Raw genomic sequence first — 23,576 nt, forward strand, 5'->3', positions numbered from 1 at the left:
GCAGACGAAACGAGGCGACGCGAAGCGCGTGGCGGGAGGACGACCGGTCCTCGGTAGTGGCTTTCGGGTGACACCAGCTCAGCTGGTGACGGACCCGCGGGCCTCGATCGAAGACCGGCACCCCGGAAGCTCGCGCCTCGCAGTCGTCACACTGTGAGAGAGGGGTATCCCGTGTCGGGATCCACCAACGCGCCGATGGACGGCGCAGAATTCGCTGAGGCCGTGCTGGACAACGGCAGCTTCGGCACCCGCACCATTCGCTTCGAGACGGGCCGCCTGGCCCAGCAGGCCGCCGGCTCCGCCGCCGCCTACCTCGACGGCGACACGATGGTGCTTTCGGCCACCACGGCCAGCAAGAAGCCCAAGGACCAGTTCGACTTCTTCCCGCTGACGGTCGACGTCGAGGAGCGGATGTACGCCGCGGGCCGGATTCCGGGCTCGTTCTTCCGCCGCGAGGGCCGGCCCTCGGAAGAGGCGATCCTGACCTGCCGGCTGATCGACCGCCCGCTGCGGCCGTCGTTCGTGTCCGGCCTGCGGAACGAGATCCAGGTCGTCATCACGGTCCTGGCGCTGAACCCGGACAAGCTGTACGACGTGCTCGCGATCAACGCGGCGTCGATGTCGACGCAGCTGGCGGGCCTGCCGTTCTCCGGCCCGATCGGCGGCGTCCGGGTCGCGCTGATCAACGGCCAGTGGGTGGCGTTCCCGACCCACACCGAGCTCGAGGACGCGGTCTTCGACATGGTGGTGGCCGGCCGGGTCACCGAGACCGGCGACGTCGCGATCATGATGGTCGAGGCGGAGTCCACCCCGGGCACCTTCGAGAAGGTCGCGGCCGGCACCCAGGCGCCGACCGAGGAGATCGTCGCCGAGGGCCTGGAGGCCTCCAAGGGCTTCATCAAGACCCTGGTCGAGGCGCAGGCCGACCTGGCCGCCCGGGCCGCGAAGCCGACGGGCGAGTTCCCGGTCTTCCCGGACTATGCCGACGACGCGTTCGCCGCGGTCGAGGCCGCCGCGAGCGAGGAGCTGGCGCAGGCGCTGACCATCGCCGGCAAGCACGAGCGTGAGGACGCCACCGACGCGGTCAAGGCCGCCACCGTGGACAAGCTGGCCGCCGACTTCGAGGGCCGCGAGAAGGAGCTGTCCGCAGCCTTCCGCTCGCTGACCAAGAAGCTGGTCCGGCAGCGCGTGCTCACCGAGAAGGTCCGGATCGACGGCCGCGGGCTGGCCGACATCCGGCCGCTGAAGGCGCAGATCGGCGTCCTGCCGCGGGTGCACGGCTCGGCGCTGTTCGAGCGCGGCGAGACCCAGATCATGGGTGTCACCACGCTGAACATGCTGCGGATGGAGCAGCAGCTGGACACGCTCTCCCCGGAGACGCGCAAGCGCTACATGCACAACTACAACTTCCCGCCGTACTCGACCGGTGAGACCGGCCGGGTCGGTTCGCCGAAGCGGCGCGAGATCGGCCACGGCGCGCTGGCGGAGCGGGCCCTGGTTCCGGTGCTCCCGTCCCGCGAGGACTTCCCGTACGCGCTGCGTCAGGTGTCCGAGGCGCTCGGCTCGAACGGGTCGACCTCGATGGGTTCGGTCTGCGCCTCGACGCTGTCGCTGCTGAACGCGGGTGTCCCGCTGAAGGCGCCGGTCGCCGGTATCGCGATGGGCCTGATCTCCGGTGAGGTCGACGGCAAGACGCAGTACGTCGCGCTGACCGACATCCTGGGCGCGGAGGACGCGTTCGGCGACATGGACTTCAAGGTCGCCGGTACGAAGGACTTCGTCACCGCCCTGCAGCTGGACACCAAGCTGGACGGCATCCCGGCGAGCGTGCTCGCGGGTGCGCTGACCCAGGCCAAGGACGCCCGGCTGACGATCCTGGACGTGATGGCCAAGGCCATCGACGCGCCGGGTGAGATGAGCGAGTTCGCCCCGCGGGTGATCTCGGTCAAGGTCCCGGTGGACAAGATCGGCGAGGTCATCGGCCCGAAGGGCAAGATGATCAACCAGATCACCGAGGACACCGGCGCCGACATCTCGATCGAGGACGACGGCACCGTGTACATCGGCGCGACCGACGGCCCGTCGGCCGAGGCGGCCCGGGCCGCGATCAACGCGATCGCGAACCCGACCATGCCGGAGAAGGGCGAGCGCTACCTGGGTACGGTTGTGAAGACGACCAACTTCGGTGCGTTCATCAGCCTGCTGCCGGGCAAGGACGGCCTGCTGCACATCTCGAAGCTGCGTCCGCTGGCCGGTGGCAAGCGGGTCGAGGCGGTCGAGGACGTGCTGTCGGTCGGGCAGAAGCTGCAGGTCGAGATCGCCGAGATCGACGACCGCGGCAAGCTCTCGCTGATCCCGGTGATCGAGGGTGAAGAGGGCGGCAAGCCGACCGAAGAGAAGAAGGCGTTCGAGTCCGCCGAGTGACCCGAGCGATCACCAGCACCCTGCTGAGCCCGGAGGCGGGCGGTCCGGTCAAACGGACGGTCCTGCCCTCCGGGCTTCGCGTGCTGTCCCAGTCTGTACCGGGCTTCCGCTCGGTCACTTTCGGCGTGTGGGTCGGCGTCGGCTCCCGCGACGAGCCGGAGCAGCTGGCCGGCGCGACGCACTTCCTCGAACACCTGCTGTTCAAGGGCACCGAGCGGCGCGACGCGCTGGAGATCTCGGCGTCGATCGACGCGGTCGGCGGCGAGATGAACGCGTTCACCGGCAAGGAGTACACCTGCTACTACGCGCGGGTGCTGGACACCGACCTGCCGCTCGCGGTCGACGTCATCTGCGACATGATCACCTCCGCGACGCTCACTTCCACCGATGTGGAGAGCGAGCGGGACGTGATCGACGAAGAGATCGCGATGCACGCCGACGAGACGTCGGACCACATCCACGATCTGTTCGCCGAACAGTTGTGGGGCAGGTCGCCGCTCGGCCGGTCGATCACCGGTACGCCCGAATCGGTCGCCGGATTGTCCCGGCAGCAGGTCGTCGGCTGGTACCGCCGTCGCTACAAGCCGTCGAACATCGTCGTTTCGGTCGCGGGCAATGTCGATCATGCTGACGTCGTACGCCTTGTTCGCAAGGCTTTTGAGCGGCATTGGGTGACGGCGGAGGATTCGCCTGCGCCGGTACGGGCAGCGGCGGCGCGGCGCGTGCCTACGTACGGCGGGGTCCGCGTGCACCATCGCGATGTCGAGCAGGCGCATCTGGTGATGGGCATGCCCGGTTTGGTACGGAGCGACGAGCGTCGGTACGTGGCCGGCGTACTGCACGGCATCGTCGGCGGTGGGATGTCGTCGCGGTTGTTCCAGGAAGTGCGGGAGAAGCGCGGGCTGGCGTACTCCGTGTTCACGTTCGGCTCCGCGTACGCCGACGCCGGGATGGTCGGTGTGTACGCCGGGTGCTTGCCGAAGAAGGCGCCCGAGGTCCTCGACGTGATCCGCGCCGAGCTCGAATCAATTGCCAACGGCAACATCACCGCCGAGGAACTCCTCCGCGGCAAGGGTCAGATGCGCGGCTCGGTCGTGATGGGCCTGGAGGACACCGGCGCCAAGATGACCCGGATCGCCAAGGCCGAGCTCGTCTACGGCGAACTCCCGACGGTCGACGAGCTCCTGCACCGCATCGACGCGGTCACCCTGGACGACGTCACCGCCCTGGCCACCGAGCTGTACGCCGCCACCCCCGCCCTGACCGTCATGGGCCCGTTCGACGAGGACACCACGGCCTTCAGCCTGTGAGGCCGAGGAGCCTTCAGCCTGTGAGGCCGAGGAGCGCGAGGAAGGCGGCCGCCGCGGGTGAGCGGCCGGCCGCGCTCCAGACGACGTACTCGACCCGGTCCGGCGCGTCCTCGATCTCGACGGTCGCGACGCCGGGCAGCTGGGGTGCGTAGGTCGAGGCGAACAAAGCGACGGCGAGCCGTTCGCTGACCAGCCGCGCCATCAACTCGGCGGTGCTGACCTCGAACGCGACATCACGGACGAGTCCGGCGGCTTCGAAGGCCCGGTCGCTCTGCAGCCGTCCGGCGGTGCGGGGTGGCAGGTCGGCGAACGGTTCGCTCGCCAGCTGCTTCAGGGTGACTGTGGGCTCGGCGGCCAGCGGGTGGTCCGGTGGTAGGACGGCGACCAGCCGATCGCGGGCAAGCTCGCGCGCCGCCACGCCGCGCGGCTGAATGCTGGTCGGCAGGCCGAGGAACGCCACGTCCAGAATGCCTTCCTTGACCTGGTCGGCGAGCTTCTCGCTGGCGCCGACCCGCATCGAGATCCGTACGTCGGGGTAGTCGCGCCGGAAGTCTCGCAGCGCCGCGGGTATGTCGACCGCCGCGACCGTCGGGATCAAGCCGACGGCGAGCCGGCCGCGGACCATGCCGACCGCCGCGGCTGCTTCCGCGGCGGCGCGCTCGGCTGCGTCCAGGCATTGCCGCGCCGCCGGGAGGAAGGCAGTACCGGCCGCGGTCAGCCGGACGCTGCGGCTGGTGCGGTCGAACAGGCGGGCGCCGAGTTCACGTTCCAGCCGGGCGATCTGGTGGCTGAGCGCGGACTGTACGACCAGGCAGCGCTCGGCGGCCCGGGTGAAGCTGCTGGTTTCGGCGACCGCGACGACGTACCGGAGTTGCTGGAGTTCCATGGATCTATCGTGAATCACGATCGATGCGGTGACAAACATGTATTGGACTCATCGATCGATCGGCCGGAAGCTGGCTGCGTGACCAATCAATCTGTCGTCCTGGAAGAGCGTGCTTCGACGGTGCGCTCGTGGCTCGGGGTCGCCGCGATCACCGCCAGCCTGTTCGTGTTCCTGACCACCGAGCTGATGCCGGTCGGCCTGCTCAGCCCGCTGAGCGGCAGCCTGGGGGTTCCCGTCGGTGTCGCGGGCCTGATGGTGACGTTGTACGGCGTCTCGGCCGGCCTCGGCGTACCGTTCATCGTCGCGTGGAGCCGGCGCGTCAACCGGCGCGTACTGCTGTCCGTACTCCTGTCCGTGCTGACCATCGGCAACCTGGTGACCTCGATCGCGCCGAACTTCGCGCTGATGCTGGTGACCCGGCTGGGCATGGGGTTCGCCAGCGGCGTCTTCTGGGCCATCGGCGTGAGCATGGCGATGCGCCTCGTCGCACCGCGCGACGCGGGCCGGGCGGCCGCGACCGTCATGTCCGGCATCTCGGTCGCCGCAGTGGTCGGCATCCCACTCGGCATCTTCCTCGAGAGCCACACCGACTGGCGTAGGACCTTCCTGATCTGGTCGGGCTTGAGTCTGCTCGTACTCATCGCGGTGGTGGCCGCGATTCCTTCGCTGCCGTCCGACAACGCGGTGCCAGTACGTGCGGTGTTCGCACTGCCCGTACAGAACGCGCGGCTGCGGCTCGTAATGGTGATGGTGATGCTGTTCGTGCTCGGCCACTTCGGCGCGTACACGTTCGTCCGGCCTTATCTGGAAGGCGAATCGTCCGTCAGTCCCGCTTTCATCACCGCGGTGCTGATGGCGTACGGCGCCGCGGCTGCCGTAGGCAACTTCGTCGGCGGACGCGTGGTCGCCTGGAACGCCCGCGCAGGCTTCATGCTCGGAACCACCGGCGTAGCCGCAGCACTCGTGCTACTCCTGCTAGTAGGCAGCTCACCAGTCGGCCAGGTCATCACGCTTGTCCTCTGGGGCATGTCCTTCGGCGTCGTGCAACTCTCCCAGGTGAACCTCACCCAGTCGGCCGCGCCGAACACGTTCGAAGCCGCCATGTCCCTGAACACCATGGCCTACAACACCTCAATCGCCCTAGGCGCCCTCTTCGGCGGCCTCCTGGCCGACCACACCGGCATCATCACCACCATCTACTTCGCCATCACCCTCACCACCACCGCCCTCCTCCTAACCCTCACCACCAAACCGCAACTCACGTGATGCGGCCGGCCTCGCCGCGGGGTAGGTTGTCGGGGAACACGTCACACGTGATCTGCCACTGGATCCCTGGACGCACGGGCTGGGCTCGCTTGCTGGGATGACACGCATTTGACGGCCGACGAGATTCGCGCTGGGTTCCCGGCGCGGTTCCGGCCTGCTCTGCGTGAAAGAGGATCAGCGTGCTCGATGCGTTTCGTACTGCCCGTGAGGCGTTGGTGGATGCGGTTCGGGTCGCGCCCGGCTGGCTGACGCTGTACTCCGCGCTTCAGCTCGTACTGGCGATGCTGCCCGGTGCACAGGTCGTCCTGATCCGGGACCTGGTCGAAGGCGGCGACAGCTGGCCGCCGCTGGCCGGCCTGACTGTCGTGGTGGGGGCGATGTACCCGCTGACGCAGGTGTCGAACGGCATCGGCCAGCGGTTGATGTTGCGGTTGCGCCTGCAGCTTCGGGTCGAGCTCGCGTATGCGGCCGCGCGTCTGAGTCCGGGGCGCCTAGCCGAGCCCGAGGTGGTCGCCGACCTGGAGGCGAGCCAGGCGGCGACCCACCCGATGAGTGACCTGGCCGGTAAGCCGGTGCAGGTTTTGAGTGCGGCGGTGACCTCGGTCGTGTTGTGCGTGACGATCGCGTCGATCAACTTGCTCTCGGGGATTCTCGTACTCACAGCGCTGGTGCCGACCGTGCTGGCGTTCACCCTGATCTCCCGGATGGAGGCGAGAGGCTGGCCAAAGGTCGGGGCGTACGAGCGCGCGGCGGCGTACGCGACCGAGCAACTGATCCAGCAACGCCCAGGTACCGAGTTGGCGGTGCTCGGGTCGGCGTGGAAGGTCGCCGCGCTGATCGCCGACAGCCGGTCGCGGGCGACTCGCGTACTCGATCGAATGATCCGCACTGCGCTGAACTTCGAGCTCGCCGCGGCCTTGGTCACGGTCATGCTCTTCGGTGCCGCATTGGTCGCGCTCGTGACAGGTGGCGCGAACGGGGGAGCAGCGGCCGCCGCCGTCGCCGGGACAATCACCGGTCTGAACGCGATCCGCCAATGCGGGTACGCGTTCGGGAGCATCGTCACCGCGACTCCGCAGGCGATGATCTACCGGCGCTTCATCAGCAGTGTGCCCGCCGGGGCATCGCAGACCGTGGTACCGCTCGTCGAATCCGTCGCTTTGGAGAACGTCACCTTCCAGTACCCGGGCGCCGCCGGGCCGACGCTCCGCGACGTCAGCATCGTCGCCCGCCGAGGCGAAATGGTCGCACTGGTCGGCGTGAACGGCGCCGGGAAGTCGACAGCGATCAACCTTCTGGTCGGAACTTTGAAGCCGGACGGCGGCCGTGTACTCATCAACAGCCACATGTGCCGCGACGCCGCAACCATGACCGAGACCGAACGGCTCGGGCATTTCGGCCTGCTGGTGCAGGAGTTCGGCCGCTTCGAGTTCACCCTCCGGGACACCGTCAGCCTCGGTACGCCCGCGACCGCACCGGACGACGCCGTCCGCCGCGCCCTCGCCGGTACTTTCGCCGCCGACCTACCTCTCGACACCCGCCTCGGCCAGCAATGGGGCGGCACCGGCATCTCCGGCGGGCAATGGCAGCGCCTCGCCCTGGCCCGCATCCGCCTCCGCGCCGCCGGCGTCTGGATCCTCGACGAACCGACCTCCGCGATCGACGCCGAAGCAGAACGCGAAATCTTCGCCGAACTCCGCCAGACCAGCGCCGATCGAATCACCATCGTCGTCTCGCACCGCGCCTGGACGTTGCGCGAAATGGACCGCATCTACGTCATCGACGCCGGTGCGGTGGTGCAGCAAGGAACGTACGCGGAGCTGATGTCCCAACCCACCGGCCGCTTCGCCCAGCTGTTCGCGGCTCAAGAGGCTGAGGGCTGACGGATTATGTGACCGCTGGCGTGCTGCAACACGGCAGCGGCGAAACAACCTGCCGGCCGCAGGTTGGTGATCGCGGCGCCTCAGCACAGTACGCAGGGGTTCGAACACTCACCGCGCTCGTCTAAGCGATCACCAGTGCGCAACTGTGAGCACCAGCACGGTTTGCAGCGTAGCTCCCCTGTCCTCTGATGACTAGGCCGCACTGATCTGATTAAGTGAGCCGGAGATCGCGATCACGCAATGGGTCATCTGAGGTCTTGGCAGGTAACGCTCGCGTTACGCGCCGCCGCTTTGTGGCTGACAACGTTGACATGCGCAGTTTCGACCAGCAACCATGACGCTTGATCCGCCCGCCTAACGGCCCTCCCGCCGAGGAAGTTGGTTTGACCGTGCGACGTCTGACTGGGGTTGTGGGGGTGGCAGCCGGTCTCGCGCTGCTGCTGTCCTCGTGTGGTGACGGCAAGAGCAGCAGCGGCAGTGGGGACTCAGGTACCAAGAGTGAGGTGATCGGCATCGCCGCCGATCCGCTGGACTACATCAACCCGCTGAACGACAACGGCACCGCGGGGATCGGGGTCTCGATGGCGATCTTCGCGCCCCTGGTGACCACCGACCCGGAGTCCGGGAAACTGCAGAACGTGATGGCGGACTCGGTCACGCCGGACAAGAACAGCCAGACCTGGACGATCAAGCTGAAGCCCGGCAACACCTTCCAGAACGGCCAGCCGCTGACCGCGAAGGACTACGTCGACAGCTGGAACATGACCGCCCAGGGCTCGAACGGCTGGAAGAACAACGGATTCTTCTCCAAGGTCGAGGGCTACGACGCGATGAACCCGCCGACCCCGGACGGCGCGACGCCGAAGCCGACGTCGGTGAAGGCGCTGAGCGGCCTGAAGCTGGTCGACAATCTGACCTTCACGGTCAAGCTCAAGGTGCCGTTCTCCCAGTTCGGCCTGACCTTGCAGTACTACGGCCTGGCGCCGATTCCGGAGGAGGTCCGGAAGAACCCCGACGCGTACAAGCGCAAGCCGATCGGCAACGGCCCGTACAAGCTGGCCGCGGCCTGGAACGCCGGTGACGACCTGAAGCTGGCGAAGTGGGACGGCTACAAGGGCCCGGCGATTCCGCAGGCGGACCAGATCACCTACCGGTTCATCCCGAACGCGGACACCGCGTACAACGAGTTCCTGGCCGGCAACCTGGACTTCGTCGATGTGCCGTCGACCAAGGTGAAGAGCTTCAAGACCGACGCGCCGGACCAGTGGGTGACCAGCGTCAGCTCGGGTGCCAACTACCTGGTGATCCCGGCCTGGGACGCGCGGTTCAAGAACCCGAAGCTGCGGTACGCGATCTCGGAAGCGATCGACCGCAACGCCTTCGCCGATCTGGTCGGGCTGTCCGAGCCGGCCAAGGGCCTGATCGCGCCGGACATGGCCGGGTACCGCGACAACGCCTGTAAGTACTGCGATTTCGACGCTACCAAGGCGAAGCAGCTGCTCCAGGAAGCCGGCGGTTTCTCCGGTGTACTGAACATCAACTACAACACCACGTCCGCGACCGGGCAGATCTACGCCGAGGCGATCGGCAACATGCTCCGGCAGAACCTCGGCCTGCAGGTGAAGTACACCGGCAAGCAGGGCTCGGAGATCACCGAGCTGGCCGACAGCCGCAAGCTGGACGGGCTGCGCTTCAGCGGCTGGGGTCACGACTACCCGTCGATCGAGGACTACCTGACCCCGATGTTCAAGTCCAACGGTGACGCGAACTTCGCCGGCTACGCGAACCCGGCCCTGGACGCGCTGCTGGCCAAGGGCGACGCCGAACCGGACCCGGAGAAGGCGATCGCGGTGTACCAGCAGGCCGAGGACATCGCCCTCGAGGACATGCCGCTGATCCCGCTGTACACCAAGTCGAACGCGTACCTGCACTCGGCCAAGATCGAGCCCCGGGTCTCCAAGTACGTCGGCGTGTCGGCACTCTGGGCCACTTTCAAATGATCCGTTTCGTCCTCCGTCGTATTCTCGCGGCGGTTCCGATCGGTGTGATCGTCACGCTGGGGGTCTTCGCGCTCGTGTTCGCGATGCCTGGAGACCCCCTGCGGGAGCTGGCCGGGGACAAGCCGATCCCGGCCGCGGTGCTGGCGGCGAAACGGGCCCAGTACCACCTCGACGATCCGTTCATCGTGCAGTACCTGCTGAGCATGAAGGACATCCTGACCGGCCATTTCGGTACGACGTTCGCCGGCGCCGACATCGCCGATCAGCTCCGGCTGCGCATCCCGGTGACGTTGAAGCTGGCTTCGATGGGCCTGGTTTTCCAGTGGATCGCCGGTCTGCTGTTCGGGCTGTACGCGGGCTTCCGCCGCAACGGCATGGTCGACCGGATGTTGCTGCTGGCAACGTTGGTGGTACTGGCGGTGCCCGGCCTGGTGCTGTACTTCACCGGTCAGTACCTGCTCGGTGTCGAGCTGAAATGGCTGCCGGTTTCGGGTATCCGGGACGGCTGGCCACTGTCGTACCTGCTGCCGGCCGTCTGTATCGGCATCACCGGATTCGCCGGGCTGGCTCGGCTGACCCGGACGTCGATTGTCGACACTGCCAACGCGGACTTCGTGAAGACCGCGCGGGCCAAGGGACTCGGCGAGCAGCGGATCCTCTGGCGGCACGTACTGCCGAATGCCCTGCTGCCGGTCGTGACGCTGATGGGGATCGACCTTGCGGGCATCTTCGGCGGCGCCGTGCTGGCGGAGAGCATCTTCAACCTGCCCGGGCTCGGTCAGTTCATGTTCCAGGCGATCAAGCTGAAGGAGGGCGGCGTGGTCGTACTGCTGTCGACGCTCGCGTTCCTGATGTTTATCGTCATCAATCTGATTGTCGACGTCGTCTACGGCGCGATCGATCCGAGGGTGCGTAATGTCTGAGACCCAGCAGGTTTTCGGGGCCGAAGCACAGGACCTCGAAGGCCGTACCCTGTCGAACCGGGAGCTGCTCCGCGCGCTGCTGCGCAAACCGCAGTTCGACATCTGCCTCGTACTGGTGCTGACCTTCTTCCTGATGGCGGCGGTGCCGCGACTGTTCACCTCGGCCGATCCGCGCTTCTGCGAGCTGACCAAGAGCCAGCACGGTCGCGAGCCCGGGCATCCGTTCGGCTTCGACATCCAGGGCTGCGACTACTTCGCGAACGTGATCTACGGCGCGCGCCCGTCGGTGCTGGTCAGCCTGGTCGCGGGCGTCGGCGGCTTCGTGGTCGCGGGCATCCTCGGTCTGCTGGCCGGGTACTTCCCGGGACTGGTCGACACCGTGATCTCGCGGATCGCGGACGTACTGTTCGCGCTGCCCGGCCTGATCGCGCTGATCGTGATCCTGAACTCGGTGCCGAACCGGAGCATCTGGATCATCGTCGCGATCATCATGGTCACCGGATGGCCGCAGGGGATGCGGGTGATGCGCTCGACCGTGTTCTCGGTCCGCAACCGCGAGTACGTCCTGGCCGCCCGGTCGATCGGGGCGACACCGGTACGAATCCTGCGCAAACACGTGTTCCCGAACGCGATGGCTCCGCTGCTGGCGATGACGACGCTCGGTATCGGCGGCCTGATCGGCCTGGAAGCCGTGCTGACCTTCCTCGGCGTCGGCCTGCAACCGCCGTCGATCTCGTGGGGCTCCCAGTTCGGCGTCGCCACCTCGTACCGGGAAACGCCGCACCTGTTCATCTGGCCGGCGCTGTTCATCTCCACGATGACGATCTCGTTCATGATCATCGGCGACTCGATCCGCGACGCCCTCGACCCGAAGTTGATGCGATGACGAGCACAGGAGAAGTACTGCTGAAGGTCGACGATCTGACCGTTGAGTTCGACACCCCGCACGGGTCGGTCCGGGCCGTCGACGGCGTGTCCTGGCAGGTACGGGCCGGGGAGACACTCGCGATTCTGGGCGAATCGGGTTCCGGGAAGAGCGTGTCGACGCAAGCGCTGACCGGGATCCTGGAGATGCCGCCGGGGCGGATCGTTTCGGGGACGGCCGAGTACCGCGGTACCGACCTGATCGCGATGACCACGAAGGAACGCCGCAAGGTCGTCGGCGACCGGATCACGATGGTGTTCCAGGACTCGCTGTCGGCGCTGAACCCGGTGCAGTCGGTCGGTACCCAGATCGCCGAGTGCTACCGCGTACACCGCGGGATGTCCAAGCAGGACGCGATGCGCCGGGCCGCGGAGATGCTCGACCAAGTACGGATCCCGGCCGCGGCGAAACGGGTCCGCGACTACCCGCACGAGTTCTCCGGCGGGATGCGGCAGCGGGTGATGCTGGCGATGGCGCTCGCGCTGGACCCGGAGGTGCTGATCGCCGACGAGCCGACCACCGCGCTCGACGTGACCGTTCAGGCCCAGATCCTGGAGCTGATCGCGGAGTTGCAGGCCGAGCGGGAGATGGGCGTTGTCCTGATCACCCACGACCTCGGCGTCGTCTCCGATGTCGCCGACAACGTGGTGGTGATGTACGCGGGTCATGTCGTCGAGCGTGCTTCCACGGCGGCAGCGCTGGATCGGCCGGTGCATCCGTACACCGAAGGCCTGCTCGGCTCGATGCCGTCGGCCGAGCTGAAGGGCCGTGAGCTGCCGACCATCCCGGGTACACCGCCGTCGCTGCGGGCGATCCCGTCCGGCTGCGCGTTCCGGACCCGCTGCCCGATCGCGATCGACGAGTGCGCCACGGCCGTGCCGCCGCTGCTGACGGTCGCGCCCGGCCGGGACGCCGCCTGCATCCGCCGCACCACGCTCGAAGCCAAGGAGGCCGTCTGATGGCCGATGAGTTGCTGGTGGCAACGAATGTCGTGAAGCACTACGACATCAGCCCGGCGCTGAACTTCGGCGCCAAAACGCTGGTCCGCGCCGTCGACGGTGTCGATCTGACGCTGCGCAAGGGCGAGTCGCTCGGCATCGTCGGCGAGTCCGGTTGCGGCAAGTCCACGCTGGTCCGGCTGCTCGCCGCCCTGGAGAAGCCGACCGCGGGACAGATCGAGTACGGCGGCGTGGATGTGGGCAAGCTGCGCGGCCGGGAGTTGCGGCGCTGGCGGCGGAACGTCCAGGTGGTGTTCCAGGACCCGTACTCCAGCCTGAATCCGCGGCTGCGGGTCGGCGAGATCGTGGCCGAGCCGTTCGAGGTGCACCCGGACGTGGGCAAGAAGGTCGACGTCCGGTCGCGGGTCCGGGAACTGCTGGAGCTGGTCGGTCTGCGGCCCGAGGACGAGACGAAGTTCCCGCACCAGTTCTCCGGCGGACAGCGGCAGCGGATCGGGATCGCGCGGGCGATCGCGCTCAACCCGGACGTCCTGCTCTGCGACGAGCCGGTGTCGGCGCTCGACCTGTCGGTCCAGGCCCAGGTGGTGAACCTGCTGATGCGGCTGCAGCGTGAGCTCGGTCTGAGCATCATCTTCGTGGCCCACGACCTGTCGGTGGTCCGGCACGTCTCGGACCGGGTCGCGGTGATGTACCTGGGCAAGGTGGCTGAGCTGGGAGAGCACCAGCAGGTGTACGACGTGCCCGCCCACCCGTACACGCAGGCGCTGCTCTCCGCGGAGCCCGGCCTGGCTCGCCAGGGGCGGCAGCGGATCGTACTGGCCGGTGACCCGCCGTCGCCGGTGATGCCGCCTGGTGGCTGCCGTTTCCACACCCGTTGTCTGCGGGCCGAGCAGAAGTGTCACACCGACGTGCCGGAGCTTCGGGAGATCGGCTCGGGCCAGACTGTTTCCTGCCACTTTGCGGAGGACGCGCAAGCCGCTTACTCAGCCACCTGAGACACGGACCGCTAGTGTGGCGGCCGTGAGCACGCTGCGGGTCGTACTGCGAGACCGGCGTTCCGTGCTGCTGGTCGGCGTACTGGTAGTGGCGGCTGGTCTTGCGGCGTGGTGGATCGTTGCCGCGGCGCAGTCCGCCAACAGGGGCTTCGACATCACCGACGAGGGGTACTACCTGCTGTCGTACCGGTGGTGGGACAGCAATCCGCTCGCACTGACCGGTGTGCAGTACTTGTACGGGCCCGTGTTCGAGTGGTTCGGCTACGACATCGTGAAGCTCCGCGTGTTCCGGCTGGTGACCGTAGTCTTCGTACACCTGCTCTTCGGCTACAGCTTCATGCGCTGGCTGCGGGGACGACGGCCCGGGATGCCCCGCTCCATCCTGTTTGAGCTGGCGGGTACTGCCCTCATCCTCGCAGCCGGGGGGATGAGCTTCGCGTGGCTGCCGTTGTCGCCCGGGTACAACGACGTGATCCTGCTCGGTGCGCTGACACTGCTGTCGTGCGTGCTGTGGATGGCGACAGCGGTCGACCGCGACCGGCAGGTACCGTTCTGGGTGCCGGTAGTGGCCGGTCTGGTGATCGGCGTGATGGTGCTGGCCAAGTGGACTTCGGTCGTGGTGATCGGCCTGATCGTGCTGGCTGCCGTCGTAGTGCTGGCAGGTCGCGGTTGGCGCTCTGTTGCCCGGGGCATCCTCTTGGCACTCGGCGGCCTGGCGGTGACGGCGCTCGTGGTGCAGCTGTTCGTAGTACGGCTGAACGTGGCGATCCCGGGGATCATCACCGTCAACAAGTTCATCGCAGGTACTTCGTACACGCCGGCTGATCTGTTGCAGATCTACTGGTCGAGCGGGATCAAGCTGCTCGGGCGGACGCTGCAAGCACACTGGCTCCTACTACTGGCGACTGCACTAGCCACTATCGCCCGTTGGCGTTGGCTCCGTCTTACTGCAGCTGTCCTGGTGGTGGCCGGCCTGGTCATCTCGGTACGCCACGTTCTAGCCGGCGACGGCGCACTGGGCGGGTCGCAGCACACAGGGGCGTACGCACAGACGCTGCTGGCCGCTGTACTGGTAGCAGTGGTTGCTGCTGCCGGTGCGGTGATCACCTACCGCGTCGGCGTCACGGAGTGCTCGCGGTTGAGCCGGGAGAACACCAGGACCTGGGTGATCCTCGCAGTACTCGTCCTATTGCCCTTCGTGCAGGCATTTGGCACAAACACCCCGCTGTACACCATCGGCTTCAACGCGTTCGCCACCTGGGCCGCGGTGATGATTGCGGTTCTCACTGGTATCTGGGCGACTCCGGTTGCAGCCCGGGCGACAGTAGGTCTCGTCCTGGTCGGCGCGTTGGTCGCTACCGCCTCCATCGCGTACACAGGGCTGATCGACTACCCGTACCGCTCGGTCGGTCGCTCGCAGCTCACCCAGGCCGCCACACTGCCCGCTCTGAAGGGCCTGTACCTGTCGGAACCGATGGAGCAGAACTTCACCAAGCTGGCCGGCGAGCTGCGGCCGTACACCGAGCCGGGCGGGCGCCCGATGCTGGCGTTCGACAAGATGGCCGGCCTGGTGCTGGTACTCGACGGCCGGCCGCTCGGTGAGGCCTGGGTCGCGCCGAAGGAGCGCGACCGGACCGACGCGGGGATCGAGGAGGTCTGCCGGAAGAACCCTCCGCCGCGGCCGCCGCTGCTCCTCCTCAACCGGCTGATCAGCCTCGAGGACATCGCCGCACTCGATACCTGCCGGGTGGACTTCCGTGACTACGACCTGCTCGCACCGCCACAGCAGACGATCGGCGTGCAGGTGTGGATACCGAAGGCCGAGCGTTCCGCCACTACGACCGGATGAGATCCTTGTGTCCTCCTAAGGACTAAGGGTGTGTACAGATGATCAAGGTCGGGGTGCTCGGGGCCAAGGGCAAGATGGGGGCTCAGACGTGCCTCGCGGTCGAGGAGGCCGCTGACACCGAGCTGGTCGCGCGGCTCGACCAGGGTGACGAGCTGGACGAGCTGACTCGCGCGGGTGCCGAGGTCGTGGTCGACTTCACCCGGCCCGAGGTCGTGATGGACAACCTGGCCTGGTGCATCGCGCACGGCATCCACGCCGTCGTCGGCACCACCGGCTTCGACGAAGAGCGGCTCGCCACGTTGCGTACGCAGCTCGAGGCCAACCCGGGCACCGGCGTCCTGATCGCGCCGAACTTCTCCATCGGTGCGGTGCTGATGATGCAGTTCGCCGCCCAGGCCGCGCGGTACTACGAGTCGGTGGAGATCATCGAGTTGCACCACCCGGACAAGGTGGACGCGCCTTCCGGTACGGCCCGGCGGACGGCTGAACTTGTCGCGGCGGTCCGGCGCGAGGCCGAGGCCGGCCCGATTCCGGACGCGACCACGACCGCGCTGGAGGGCGCTCGGGGCGCGGACGTGGACGGCATCCGCGTACACGGCGTTCGGCTGCGTGGACTGGTCGCGCACCAGGAAGTGCTGTTCGGCGACGAGGGCGAGACCCTGACCATCCGGCACGACTCGATGCACCGGACGTCGTTCATGGCGGGCGTGCTGCTCGGCGTACGCAGCATCGGCACCGCCCCCGGCCTGACCGTCGGCCTGGAGCACTTCATGGACCTGTCCTGACGATGACAGCGAAGCGGACCGCGATTCTGCTGGCGGTGGTGTTCGTCGCGTACGCCGGGCTGCTCGGCTGGCGCGGTGTGCTCCTGATCGGTACTGGCGACCCAGTGGCGATCGTGCTCGGAATTGCGGTGCTGGTCATCCCGCTCCTCGGTGCGTACCTGGTCTGGCGGGAGCTGCAGTTCGGGCGGCAGACCGAGGTGCTGGCGCGGGAGCTGGAGGCGTCCGGCGGGCTTCCGGTCGACGACCTGCCGCGCCGGCCGTCCGGGCGGATCGACCGGGCCGCCGCGGACGAGGCCTTCGGGCGGTACCAGGCCGAGGCGGAGGCGGCGCCGGACGATTGGCGGGTCTGGTTCCGGCTGTCGACCGCCTACGACGCGGCGGGGGACCGGAAGCGGGCCCGGCAGAGCATGCGGACCGCGATCGCCCAGCACGCCCAATCCAGCTGACGCTCGCTCGGGTCAGCCGGCGTTGCCCAGCTGAAGTGCGCCTGGTCAAACTGAAGTTACCCTCGAGTTCGCTGTGAACAAGCCGGTGAACCTGCCAATCCGGGCCAGAACGCGATAGCTTCAGTGGTGAAGGTGCGTGGCAGCCGCCACGTAAGGGTCGGAGACTGGGTGGGGCCGTCCTGTGCCATCAGACGGGTCTCGCCGCGGCTCGGACGACGTGCAGGGCGCAGGATTCGGTGGTCTGCTGCGACGGCACCGGCGAGAGGCCGGGCTGTCGCAGGAAGCGCTGGCGGAGCTGGCCGGCCTGAGCGTCGACGCGATCGCGGCGTTGGAGCGGGGGCGCCGAAGGGCGCCGCGGGCGCACACGCTGCGCCTGCTGACCGATGCGTTGCGACTCACCGACCCGGACCGCTCAGTGCTCACCGCGGCCGCCCGCCGGGAGTCCGCCCCGTCCCGCTCGCCGATGCGCCCGCCACCCGCACCGGCCAACGAACTGGTCGGGCGGACGACCGAACTGACCACGACCAGCCGCCTGCTCTCGCAGCGGATCACCCGGCTGCTGACCGTCACCGGTCCGGGTGGCGTCGGTAAGACCAGGCTGACGATGGCTCTGACAGCAGCGCTGGCGGAAGGATTCCACGACGGTGTCTGCTGGGTTCCGCTCGCCTCCCTGGCCGACCCGTCAACGGTCGTACCAGCCGTTGCCACTGCGATCGGGCTGCATCCGCTGGACAGCACGCGGGTGGTCGAGGAGATCGCCGAGCAGATCGGCCGCAACTCGATGCTGCTGGTGTTCGACAACTGTTCGCACCTCGTCGGTGCGGTTGGTCAGCTCTGCGCAGCTCTGCTGGAGTCCTGTCCGAACCTGTCCATCCTGGCGTCCAGCCGCGAGCTACTACGGCTCCCCGGCGAGAGCGTGTACGTCGTACCCGCCTTGGCGCTCCCGCACGACCCGGACCAGCCGGCGTCATCCGCTGCCGTGCAACTGTTCGTAGAGCGTGCGACCGCTCGCGGCTACGACCCGACCGGTGAGCTGGACCAGGTGGCCCGGGTGGTGCGCCGGCTGGAGGGCATGCCACTCGCGATCGAGCTGGCCGCGGCCCGTACGAACGTGATGACGATTGACGAGCTGGCGGTCGAGCTGGAGTCGTCGTTCGGCATCCTCGCCGGTGGTTCGCGGACCGCGTCGCCACGGCAGCAGTCCATGTACGGAGCGATCGAGTGGAGCCATGCGTTACTCACGCCGACCGAGCGGGAGGTGTTCGCGCAGCTGTCGGTGTTCGTCGGCGGCTGGACGTTGAACGCGGCCGCGACAGTGATGTCGGGACAGCAGTCACCCGGTCCGGCAGAACGGTCCGAGGCACTGGACCTGATCGGCCGGCTGGCCGACAAGTCGCTGATCTGGGTGAGTCGGCAAGCCGGCGTCGGGCGGTACTACATGCTTGCGGTGATCCGTGAGTTCGCCGCTGACCGGCTGGCTGCCGACGGGCATGCGGATGAGGCGGCGCAACGACATGCGCAGTTCTACGTCAGCCTTGCCGAGGAGGCCGACAAGCACCTGCGCGGACCGGAGCAGGGGCGGTGGCTCGATCGTCTGGAGAGCGAGCTGGACAACCTGCGAGCCGCTATGGCTTGGACGCTGCGGACCAGCTCGGTCGGTGCGGCATTGCGACTGGCTGGTGGGCTCTGGTCGTTCTGTAGCTTGCGCGGTCACTACGCGGAGGGCAGCCAGTGGCTGGAGCGGGCGTTGACGCTGGCAGCTACGACACAGCCGAGTGGGCTCGCCGGCGCCTGGGCCAAGGCGAACCTGGGTGCCGGCACGTTGGCGTTCCTCAAGTGCGAGTACGACGCTGCCACGGTTCGCTTGGAGACCGCACTGGGCCAATACAAGGAGCTGGGGGACAAGGCTGGTACGGCGCTGGTGCTGCAGCGACTTGGGGGAGTGGCCCGGGAACGCGGTGACTACAGCGCTGCTGAGGACCTGCACTGCGAGAGCTACGACCTGTACGAGAGTCTTGGTGACCGGGCCGGTATGGCGTGGGCGCTCAACCACCGTGGATTCGTGGCGTGGTTGCGTGGGGACGTCGAGATCGGGGCGCGGCGGTGCAGGCAGGCCAGGGACAGTTTCAGGGTCGTCGGCGACGGCGAGGGATTGGCCTGGTCACTGATCAGCTTGGGGGCCATCGCGCAGTACGGCGGTGAGCTTGATGAGGCCGAGGACCTGTTGCAGGAGAGTCTGGCGTTGTCGCAGCGGCTCGGGTACCGCGAAGGCGTCGCCTGGTCGCTGAACCAATTGGGGATCATCGAGCGGCGACGTGGGCTGACCGAGCGGGCCGTGCATCTGCTGGACGAGAGTTTGGCCGAGCATCGCGATTTGGGTGATCGGTGGCGGACAGCCAGTGTGCTGGAGGAGCTGGCGGCTGTAGCGCAGTTGCGGGGGCGCAGTGAGTACGCCGCGTTCCTGCTGGGTGCCGCGGACGAGGTGCGTGAGGTGATCCGGGCACCGGTGCCGGAGATCGAGAAGGCCGATCATCGAGCCACTCGAGCCGCGGTCGAAGCGGCGTTGGACCGGCGGGCGTTCCGGGCTGCCTGGTCAGCCGGCCGAGCCGCCCCACTGGCAGCCGTCGCCGACGGCTACCCGCCCCGCGGCATCCCAACCGTTGGCCCAACCCACGATGCGCTGCAGCACGACCCGGCCGGACGTGACCCGGTGCCGCGCGATCCGCTCGGCCGCGATGGGCTCGGTCGCGATCCGCTCTGACGCCGCCTGCGCTGAGATGGTGCTTGCGCTGAAGTGGTGCCTCGCGAGACACCACGACCTGGGGGATCGACGGTGCCCCGCGAGGGATCTGGTGGCGCGGGTGACGACACGCGTGACCCGGCCGGCTGTGTCCTCTGTCTGACCCCCCAGGCAGTCCCCCCACCCCACAGCCGGCCGTAGTCACGCCCAGCGCTGGTCGCCTTCGTCGAGCCCTCCCGGTCGACGTCCGGCTCCTCCCGCGCTGACTCAAGATTGCCGTGATTACGCTCCGTCGCACAGGGACGGAACCCTGACATTCCCCTGACAACCCGCTCGTGACAACGAAAGCGCGGGTACCGGCCGGACCGGATTTTGCCGAGGGTGACCGGTAAACGCCGGTGCGTGTCGCAAAATGCCAAGGGAAGGGGTCAGTGCAGATAACCGGAAATTGCTTTTGTGAAACCGGCGATCCGCCGTAAAGGAGCACCTCCGGAGTACCCGGACGGGTCGTCCGGTCCGGGCGCGACCTTGTGGGGTGCGGGGATGCCCTGGCCGGCGCAGCTGACGTCCTTCGCGGGCGCCTGGCCGGTGGTGAGGAAGGTGTTCACGATCTTGTCGGCGCACTTGTTCACGCCGCCGTACACGCCATGATCGCCTTCGTTCGTCACGGTCACCAACCGCGACCCGGCGTACCGGCTGTGGGCCGACGCGGCGAGCGCATAGTTGGTCGCCGGGTCATGCACCGACTGCACCATCAGCGTTGTGGGCAAGCCGTTTCCGGTCGGCGTCGGCATGGTCAGGTTCGGTCGGTCCCAGTAGAAGCACGGGTTCTCGGTCATCGTCCAGCCGACCAGCGGGAAGTGTGGTCCGAGCCGCGCGGCGAGCTGCTCGCCGTACTCACGGCCCTGCGGCCAGGGGGTGTCGTTGCAGGTGATCGCGGTGAAGGTCGCGTTCTCGGAGTCGTCCTCCGCGCCGAGCATGCGCATCCCGATCGGCGTCCGGTTGGCCCGCTGCACCAGCTGGCGCTGCCGGGCCACCGGCAACGCGTCGACATGCCGTTGCGCCGCCCGCGGACCGCCTTTTGCCTGCGCCGCGGAAAGGTCGCGAAGAAATGCCAGGTCCGCGGCCAGGGATTGGAAATCGAGTTTCGAGTACATATCGCCGGCGACCATCTGGTCGAGGGTGTTCTGGTCGTACGTGATCTTCACCGACGCTTCCATGAACTCCTCGACGGCCGGCTGCTCCTTCAGCGCGCGCCGTAACCGCTCGTAGGTACGGATGACCGCGCCGGGTGACGTACCGAGGTGCAGCTGGTCGTCGTACTTGGCCGCCCAGGGCGCGAAGTCCTCGCGGAACCGGCGCTCGAACGCCTGCGGCTGACTGACGAACGTGTCCAGCCAGGTCTTGGTGAAGTCCGTGTTCGAGTCGAGGACGAACCGCCCGACGTGCTGCGGGAAGTACGTCTGGTAGTACGCGCCGAGCCAGGTGCCACCGGAGTACCCGACGTAGTCCAGCTTGTCGAAGCCGAGCAGCTGCCGGATCAGGTCCATGTCCTGCACGGTCTGCCCGGTGGTGATGTACGGGAGCAGGCCGTGCGACTGCTGCTTGCAGTACGCCTGCGTCATCGCGGACGCCTCGGCGATCAGATCGCGGTTCGCCGAGTCGCGGTCGCGGGCATCCATCGAGTACGCGGGACTGCCGTCGCAGCTGACATCCGTACTGCTACCGGTGCCGCGCGGGTCGAAGCCGACGGCGAGAAAGTCCTTCGCGAGCGGTGCCTGGCTCGCCAGGTAGGGCGCCATTCCCAGCCCGGCGCCGCCCGGACCGCCGGGGTTGCCGAACACGACCCGGCTCGGCCTGCCCTTGGCCGGCGCGACCTTGCTGACCGCGATCTGCAGGTCGTTGCCCGCGTACTGGTTTCCCCAGTCCCGCGGCACGGTCACCTTCGCGCAGTACGTCCGCAGCTCGGGATCACCGCACGGAATCCAGGCCGGTCTCTGCTTGAGGTACTTGGTGGCGACCGGATGCGGCCGGTCGACGGCCGTCGACGACTGCATCGAGGCGCTCGCGCCGGACCCGGGGACGACGAGCACGGCAGCGGCGGAGATCCCCAGGCCGAGGGCCAGGGTGAGGTACTTCATGCAGACTCCAGCGGATGGCATTGCGTGATCGGACCGTGACAATGTGTCATGCGCGGTGCGACCGGTCGAACACCACCCCCGGCTTGTCCCGGATCGGCTGCCTGCTAGGGGAGTGCGGTCAGGCCGGGCCGGGGTCCGTGTGCAGCCGGATCTGCTTGATCCGGACCGACTCGTCGCCGTACAGGTCGAGCTCGCGGTGCGCGCCGTCGGGCGCCCAGCCGGCCTCGGTGTAGAAGGCGCGGAGCACGTCGTCGGTGGAGTTCACCCAGACCGTCACCCGGGCGAAACCGTCGGCGCGGATGGTGTCGACAACCGCGTTGAGCAGCCGGGAGCCGTGGCCCGCCCGGGTCGCGTCGGGCAGCACCGCCAGCTCGGCGACCAGGGCGTCCCGCTGCGGGTCGGCGTCCGGGTCGTCCGACGGGGTGATCGCCGCGAACCCGACCGGCGTCCGGCCGGCCAGCGCGACCAGCACCCGGTTCCGCGCCTCGCCCGGCGCGATCAGCGCAGCCCGCCACTGCGCCGCGAACTGCGCCGGGTTCAGCTCGGCAAGGACATCGGCGGGCAGCAGGCCGGCGTACGCCCGGCGCCAGGCCGCCACCTGGATCTCGCCGATCTCGTTCGCCTCCGCCGGGAGTGCGAGCCGCACGCTGGTCTCGGCCACGGGGCTCTCGGCGGACAGGTCGGAGAGGTTGGCGGGTTCCGGTACGCCGAAGTCACTCATGAAGCTCATCCTCCCAAGTCAGTACACGAGCCGGCGCAGCAGGGTCTCGGCCGGACCGCGGTACGAGCGCCTGCTCATCGCGTACGCGCCGAGCACCGAGATGATCCAGACACCAATCGCTACCAGGGCGGCTGTGTACGCGGTGCTGCCGCCGCGCAGGTCCAATGTGAACGGGGCAAGCAGCACCAACCAGGACACCGACTGGAACAGGTACCCGGACAAGGAGCGCTGGCCGAGTGCGGAGATCGCCTGTACGGGTACGGACCTCCGGGTGATGCGCGCAACGATCAGACCGAACAGAGCGACGTACCCGGGACCACCGAACATGCCGGACACATGCGACAGCAGGCTCGCCGAGTCCACCGCTTCCTGGTCGACGTGCATCCAGCCGGCCCCGATCAGCGCGAGCGGAAGACCGCCGACGAAGGTGATGCCGAGGCAGACGACTGCTACCCGGGTCAGCAGGGTCTTGTGGGCGGCCGGGTTCTCCAAGAGCTGCTTGCGGGCGGCCCAGATGCCCAGCCAGACGATGATGACGAAGGGGAGCACGCTGGTCAGGTGCAGCGGGTACTCGTGCAGGCGGTCGATCAGGCTGCCGAAGTACGACGAGGCCGCCAGCGACGGGTTGGGGGAGTTGGTGAGCGCGTGCGCCGGCCCGGAGCTGGTGACGATCGTGGCAACGGCCTTGGCGGCGAGGACGAGGGTCTCGAGGGCCATGAACGCCCAGAGCGCCAGGACGATCCGGTGGAACTTGTCGCCGCGGTTGAGCAGTAGCACCGCACAGGCGATTCCGACGACGCCGTACGCTCCGAGGAAGTCACCGAAGTACAGCAAGGTGGCGTGTGCGATGCCGAAGACGATCAGCCAGGCGTTCCGTTTGACGAGGACTCGGCGTACGGCGGACTCAGTTGCGCCCGATGACTGCTGGCGGCGGGCCAACTGGACCAGGCCGTAGCCGAACATCACCGCGAACACCGGGTACGCGCGGGCGTCGACGAAGGTGAGTTTGAGGAAGTTCAGGATGCGTTCGAAGCCGTGCGGGGCGCTCTCCACGCCGGGCTGGCCGGCGAAGGCGAAGTTCGCGCTGTTGGCGAGGCCGATCAGCAGCAGCATCGCGCCGCGGATCAGGTCCGGCGCGAGCGCCCGCTCCCGGCCGGTGACCGGGCCGCGATGATCGACGGCCGATCGAGTGTCCAGAGTCTGCGTGGTCACGTGGGGTCCACCCCTTCGGAAAACTGTCTAACCCTTGAGCTGTTACAGCCATCCTGCCGCCGCGGCGGCGGGCCCCCCAGTGCCTCACCCCCACTTCCGGGGTGGGTCCAG

The 23,576-nt window shown here is 67.9% G+C and carries 17 protein-coding genes; 13 read left to right on the top strand and 4 right to left on the bottom strand.

What is annotated here, in order from left to right; genetic code table 11:
- The first annotated feature begins 195 nt into the window (after nt 1–195).
- Nucleotides 196–2,424, top strand: coding sequence for a polyribonucleotide nucleotidyltransferase (locus ABD260_RS03835; RefSeq protein ID WP_344231893.1), 2,229 nt, complete (start codon nt 196–198; stop codon nt 2,422–2,424).
- A complete protein-coding gene (locus tag ABD260_RS03840; protein ID WP_344231894.1) occupies nt 2,421–3,734 on the top strand; it encodes a M16 family metallopeptidase in 1,314 nt (437 codons plus the stop codon). Before ABD260_RS03835 ends, ABD260_RS03840 begins: the two co-directional genes overlap by 4 nt.
- 13 nt (nt 3,735–3,747) lie before the next feature.
- Here the strand turns inward: ABD260_RS03840 and ABD260_RS03845 are convergent, their stop codons facing one another.
- Entirely contained in the window at nt 3,748–4,620 is an 873-nt protein-coding gene (locus ABD260_RS03845; RefSeq protein WP_344231895.1) for a LysR family transcriptional regulator, read from the bottom strand.
- Nucleotides 4,621–4,698: 78 nt separating this feature from the next.
- Between ABD260_RS03845 and ABD260_RS03850 the strand changes: the two genes are divergently transcribed.
- The 11 genes from ABD260_RS03850 (at nt 4,699) to ABD260_RS03900 (ending at nt 19,412) form a co-directional block, all read left to right on the top strand.
- Entirely contained in the window at nt 4,699–5,886 is a 1,188-nt protein-coding gene (locus ABD260_RS03850; protein ID WP_344231896.1) for an MFS transporter, read from the top strand.
- Between the two features lie 179 nt (nt 5,887–6,065).
- Nucleotides 6,066–7,769: an ATP-binding cassette domain-containing protein gene (locus ABD260_RS03855; protein ID WP_344231897.1), complete on the top strand. Its 1,704-nt coding sequence runs from the start codon at nt 6,066–6,068 to the stop codon at nt 7,767–7,769.
- 389 nt (nt 7,770–8,158) lie between these two features.
- Entirely contained in the window at nt 8,159–9,769 is a 1,611-nt protein-coding gene (locus ABD260_RS03860) for a peptide ABC transporter substrate-binding protein (protein WP_344231898.1), read from the top strand.
- Nucleotides 9,766–10,692 (top strand): ABC transporter permease, encoded by a 927-nt coding sequence (locus ABD260_RS03865; RefSeq protein ID WP_344231899.1) that lies wholly within the window; start codon nt 9,766–9,768, stop codon nt 10,690–10,692. The genes ABD260_RS03860 and ABD260_RS03865 overlap by 4 nt, the downstream gene beginning before the upstream one ends.
- Complete coding sequence (locus ABD260_RS03870) at nt 10,685–11,578, top strand: ABC transporter permease (protein WP_344231900.1); 894 nt, start codon at nt 10,685–10,687, stop codon at nt 11,576–11,578. Before ABD260_RS03865 ends, ABD260_RS03870 begins: the two co-directional genes overlap by 8 nt.
- Entirely contained in the window at nt 11,575–12,576 is a 1,002-nt protein-coding gene (locus ABD260_RS03875; protein WP_344231901.1) for an ABC transporter ATP-binding protein, read from the top strand. The genes ABD260_RS03870 and ABD260_RS03875 overlap by 4 nt, the downstream gene beginning before the upstream one ends.
- Nucleotides 12,576–13,571, top strand: a complete 996-nt coding sequence (locus tag ABD260_RS03880) for an ABC transporter ATP-binding protein (RefSeq protein WP_344231902.1) — start codon at nt 12,576–12,578, stop codon at nt 13,569–13,571. The genes ABD260_RS03875 and ABD260_RS03880 overlap by 1 nt, the downstream gene beginning before the upstream one ends.
- A gap of 25 nt (nt 13,572–13,596) precedes the next feature.
- Nucleotides 13,597–15,420 carry a hypothetical protein gene (locus tag ABD260_RS03885; protein WP_344231903.1) on the top strand — a complete coding sequence of 608 codons (1,824 nt, stop codon included), beginning with the start codon at nt 13,597–13,599 and terminating at the stop codon, nt 15,418–15,420.
- Between the two features lie 38 nt (nt 15,421–15,458).
- The gene (dapB, locus tag ABD260_RS03890; RefSeq protein WP_344231904.1) at nt 15,459–16,205 is read left to right on the top strand and encodes a 4-hydroxy-tetrahydrodipicolinate reductase; all 747 of its coding nucleotides are present in this window, start codon (nt 15,459–15,461) and stop codon (nt 16,203–16,205) included.
- A gap of 2 nt (nt 16,206–16,207) precedes the next feature.
- Entirely contained in the window at nt 16,208–16,651 is a 444-nt protein-coding gene (locus ABD260_RS03895) for a hypothetical protein (RefSeq protein WP_344231905.1), read from the top strand.
- Nucleotides 16,652–16,832: 181 nt separating this feature from the next.
- Nucleotides 16,833–19,412 (top strand): ATP-binding protein, encoded by a 2,580-nt coding sequence (locus ABD260_RS03900; RefSeq protein WP_344231906.1) that lies wholly within the window; start codon nt 16,833–16,835, stop codon nt 19,410–19,412.
- A 407-nt stretch (nt 19,413–19,819) separates the two neighbouring features.
- Here ABD260_RS03900 and ABD260_RS03905 read toward each other — a convergent pair whose 3' ends face one another.
- The 3 genes from ABD260_RS03905 to ABD260_RS03915 all read right to left on the bottom strand — a co-directional run bounded on the left by ABD260_RS03905 (nt 19,820) and on the right by ABD260_RS03915 (nt 23,465).
- On the bottom strand, nt 19,820–21,532 hold the full coding sequence (locus ABD260_RS03905; RefSeq protein ID WP_344231907.1) for an alpha/beta hydrolase: 1,713 nt from the start codon (nt 21,530–21,532) through the stop codon (nt 19,820–19,822).
- 118 nt (nt 21,533–21,650) lie between these two features.
- Nucleotides 21,651–22,253 carry a GNAT family N-acetyltransferase gene (locus tag ABD260_RS03910; RefSeq protein ID WP_344231908.1) on the bottom strand — a complete coding sequence of 201 codons (603 nt, stop codon included), beginning with the start codon at nt 22,251–22,253 and terminating at the stop codon, nt 21,651–21,653.
- Nucleotides 22,254–22,271: 18 nt separating this feature from the next.
- Nucleotides 22,272–23,465, bottom strand: a complete 1,194-nt coding sequence (locus ABD260_RS03915; RefSeq protein WP_344231909.1) for a DUF418 domain-containing protein — start codon at nt 23,463–23,465, stop codon at nt 22,272–22,274.
- Nucleotides 23,466–23,576 lie beyond the last annotated feature (111 nt).

Origin of the sequence: Kribbella hippodromi (assembly GCF_039531045.1) — a bacterium.
GTDB lineage: Bacteria > Actinomycetota > Actinomycetes > Propionibacteriales > Kribbellaceae > Kribbella > Kribbella hippodromi.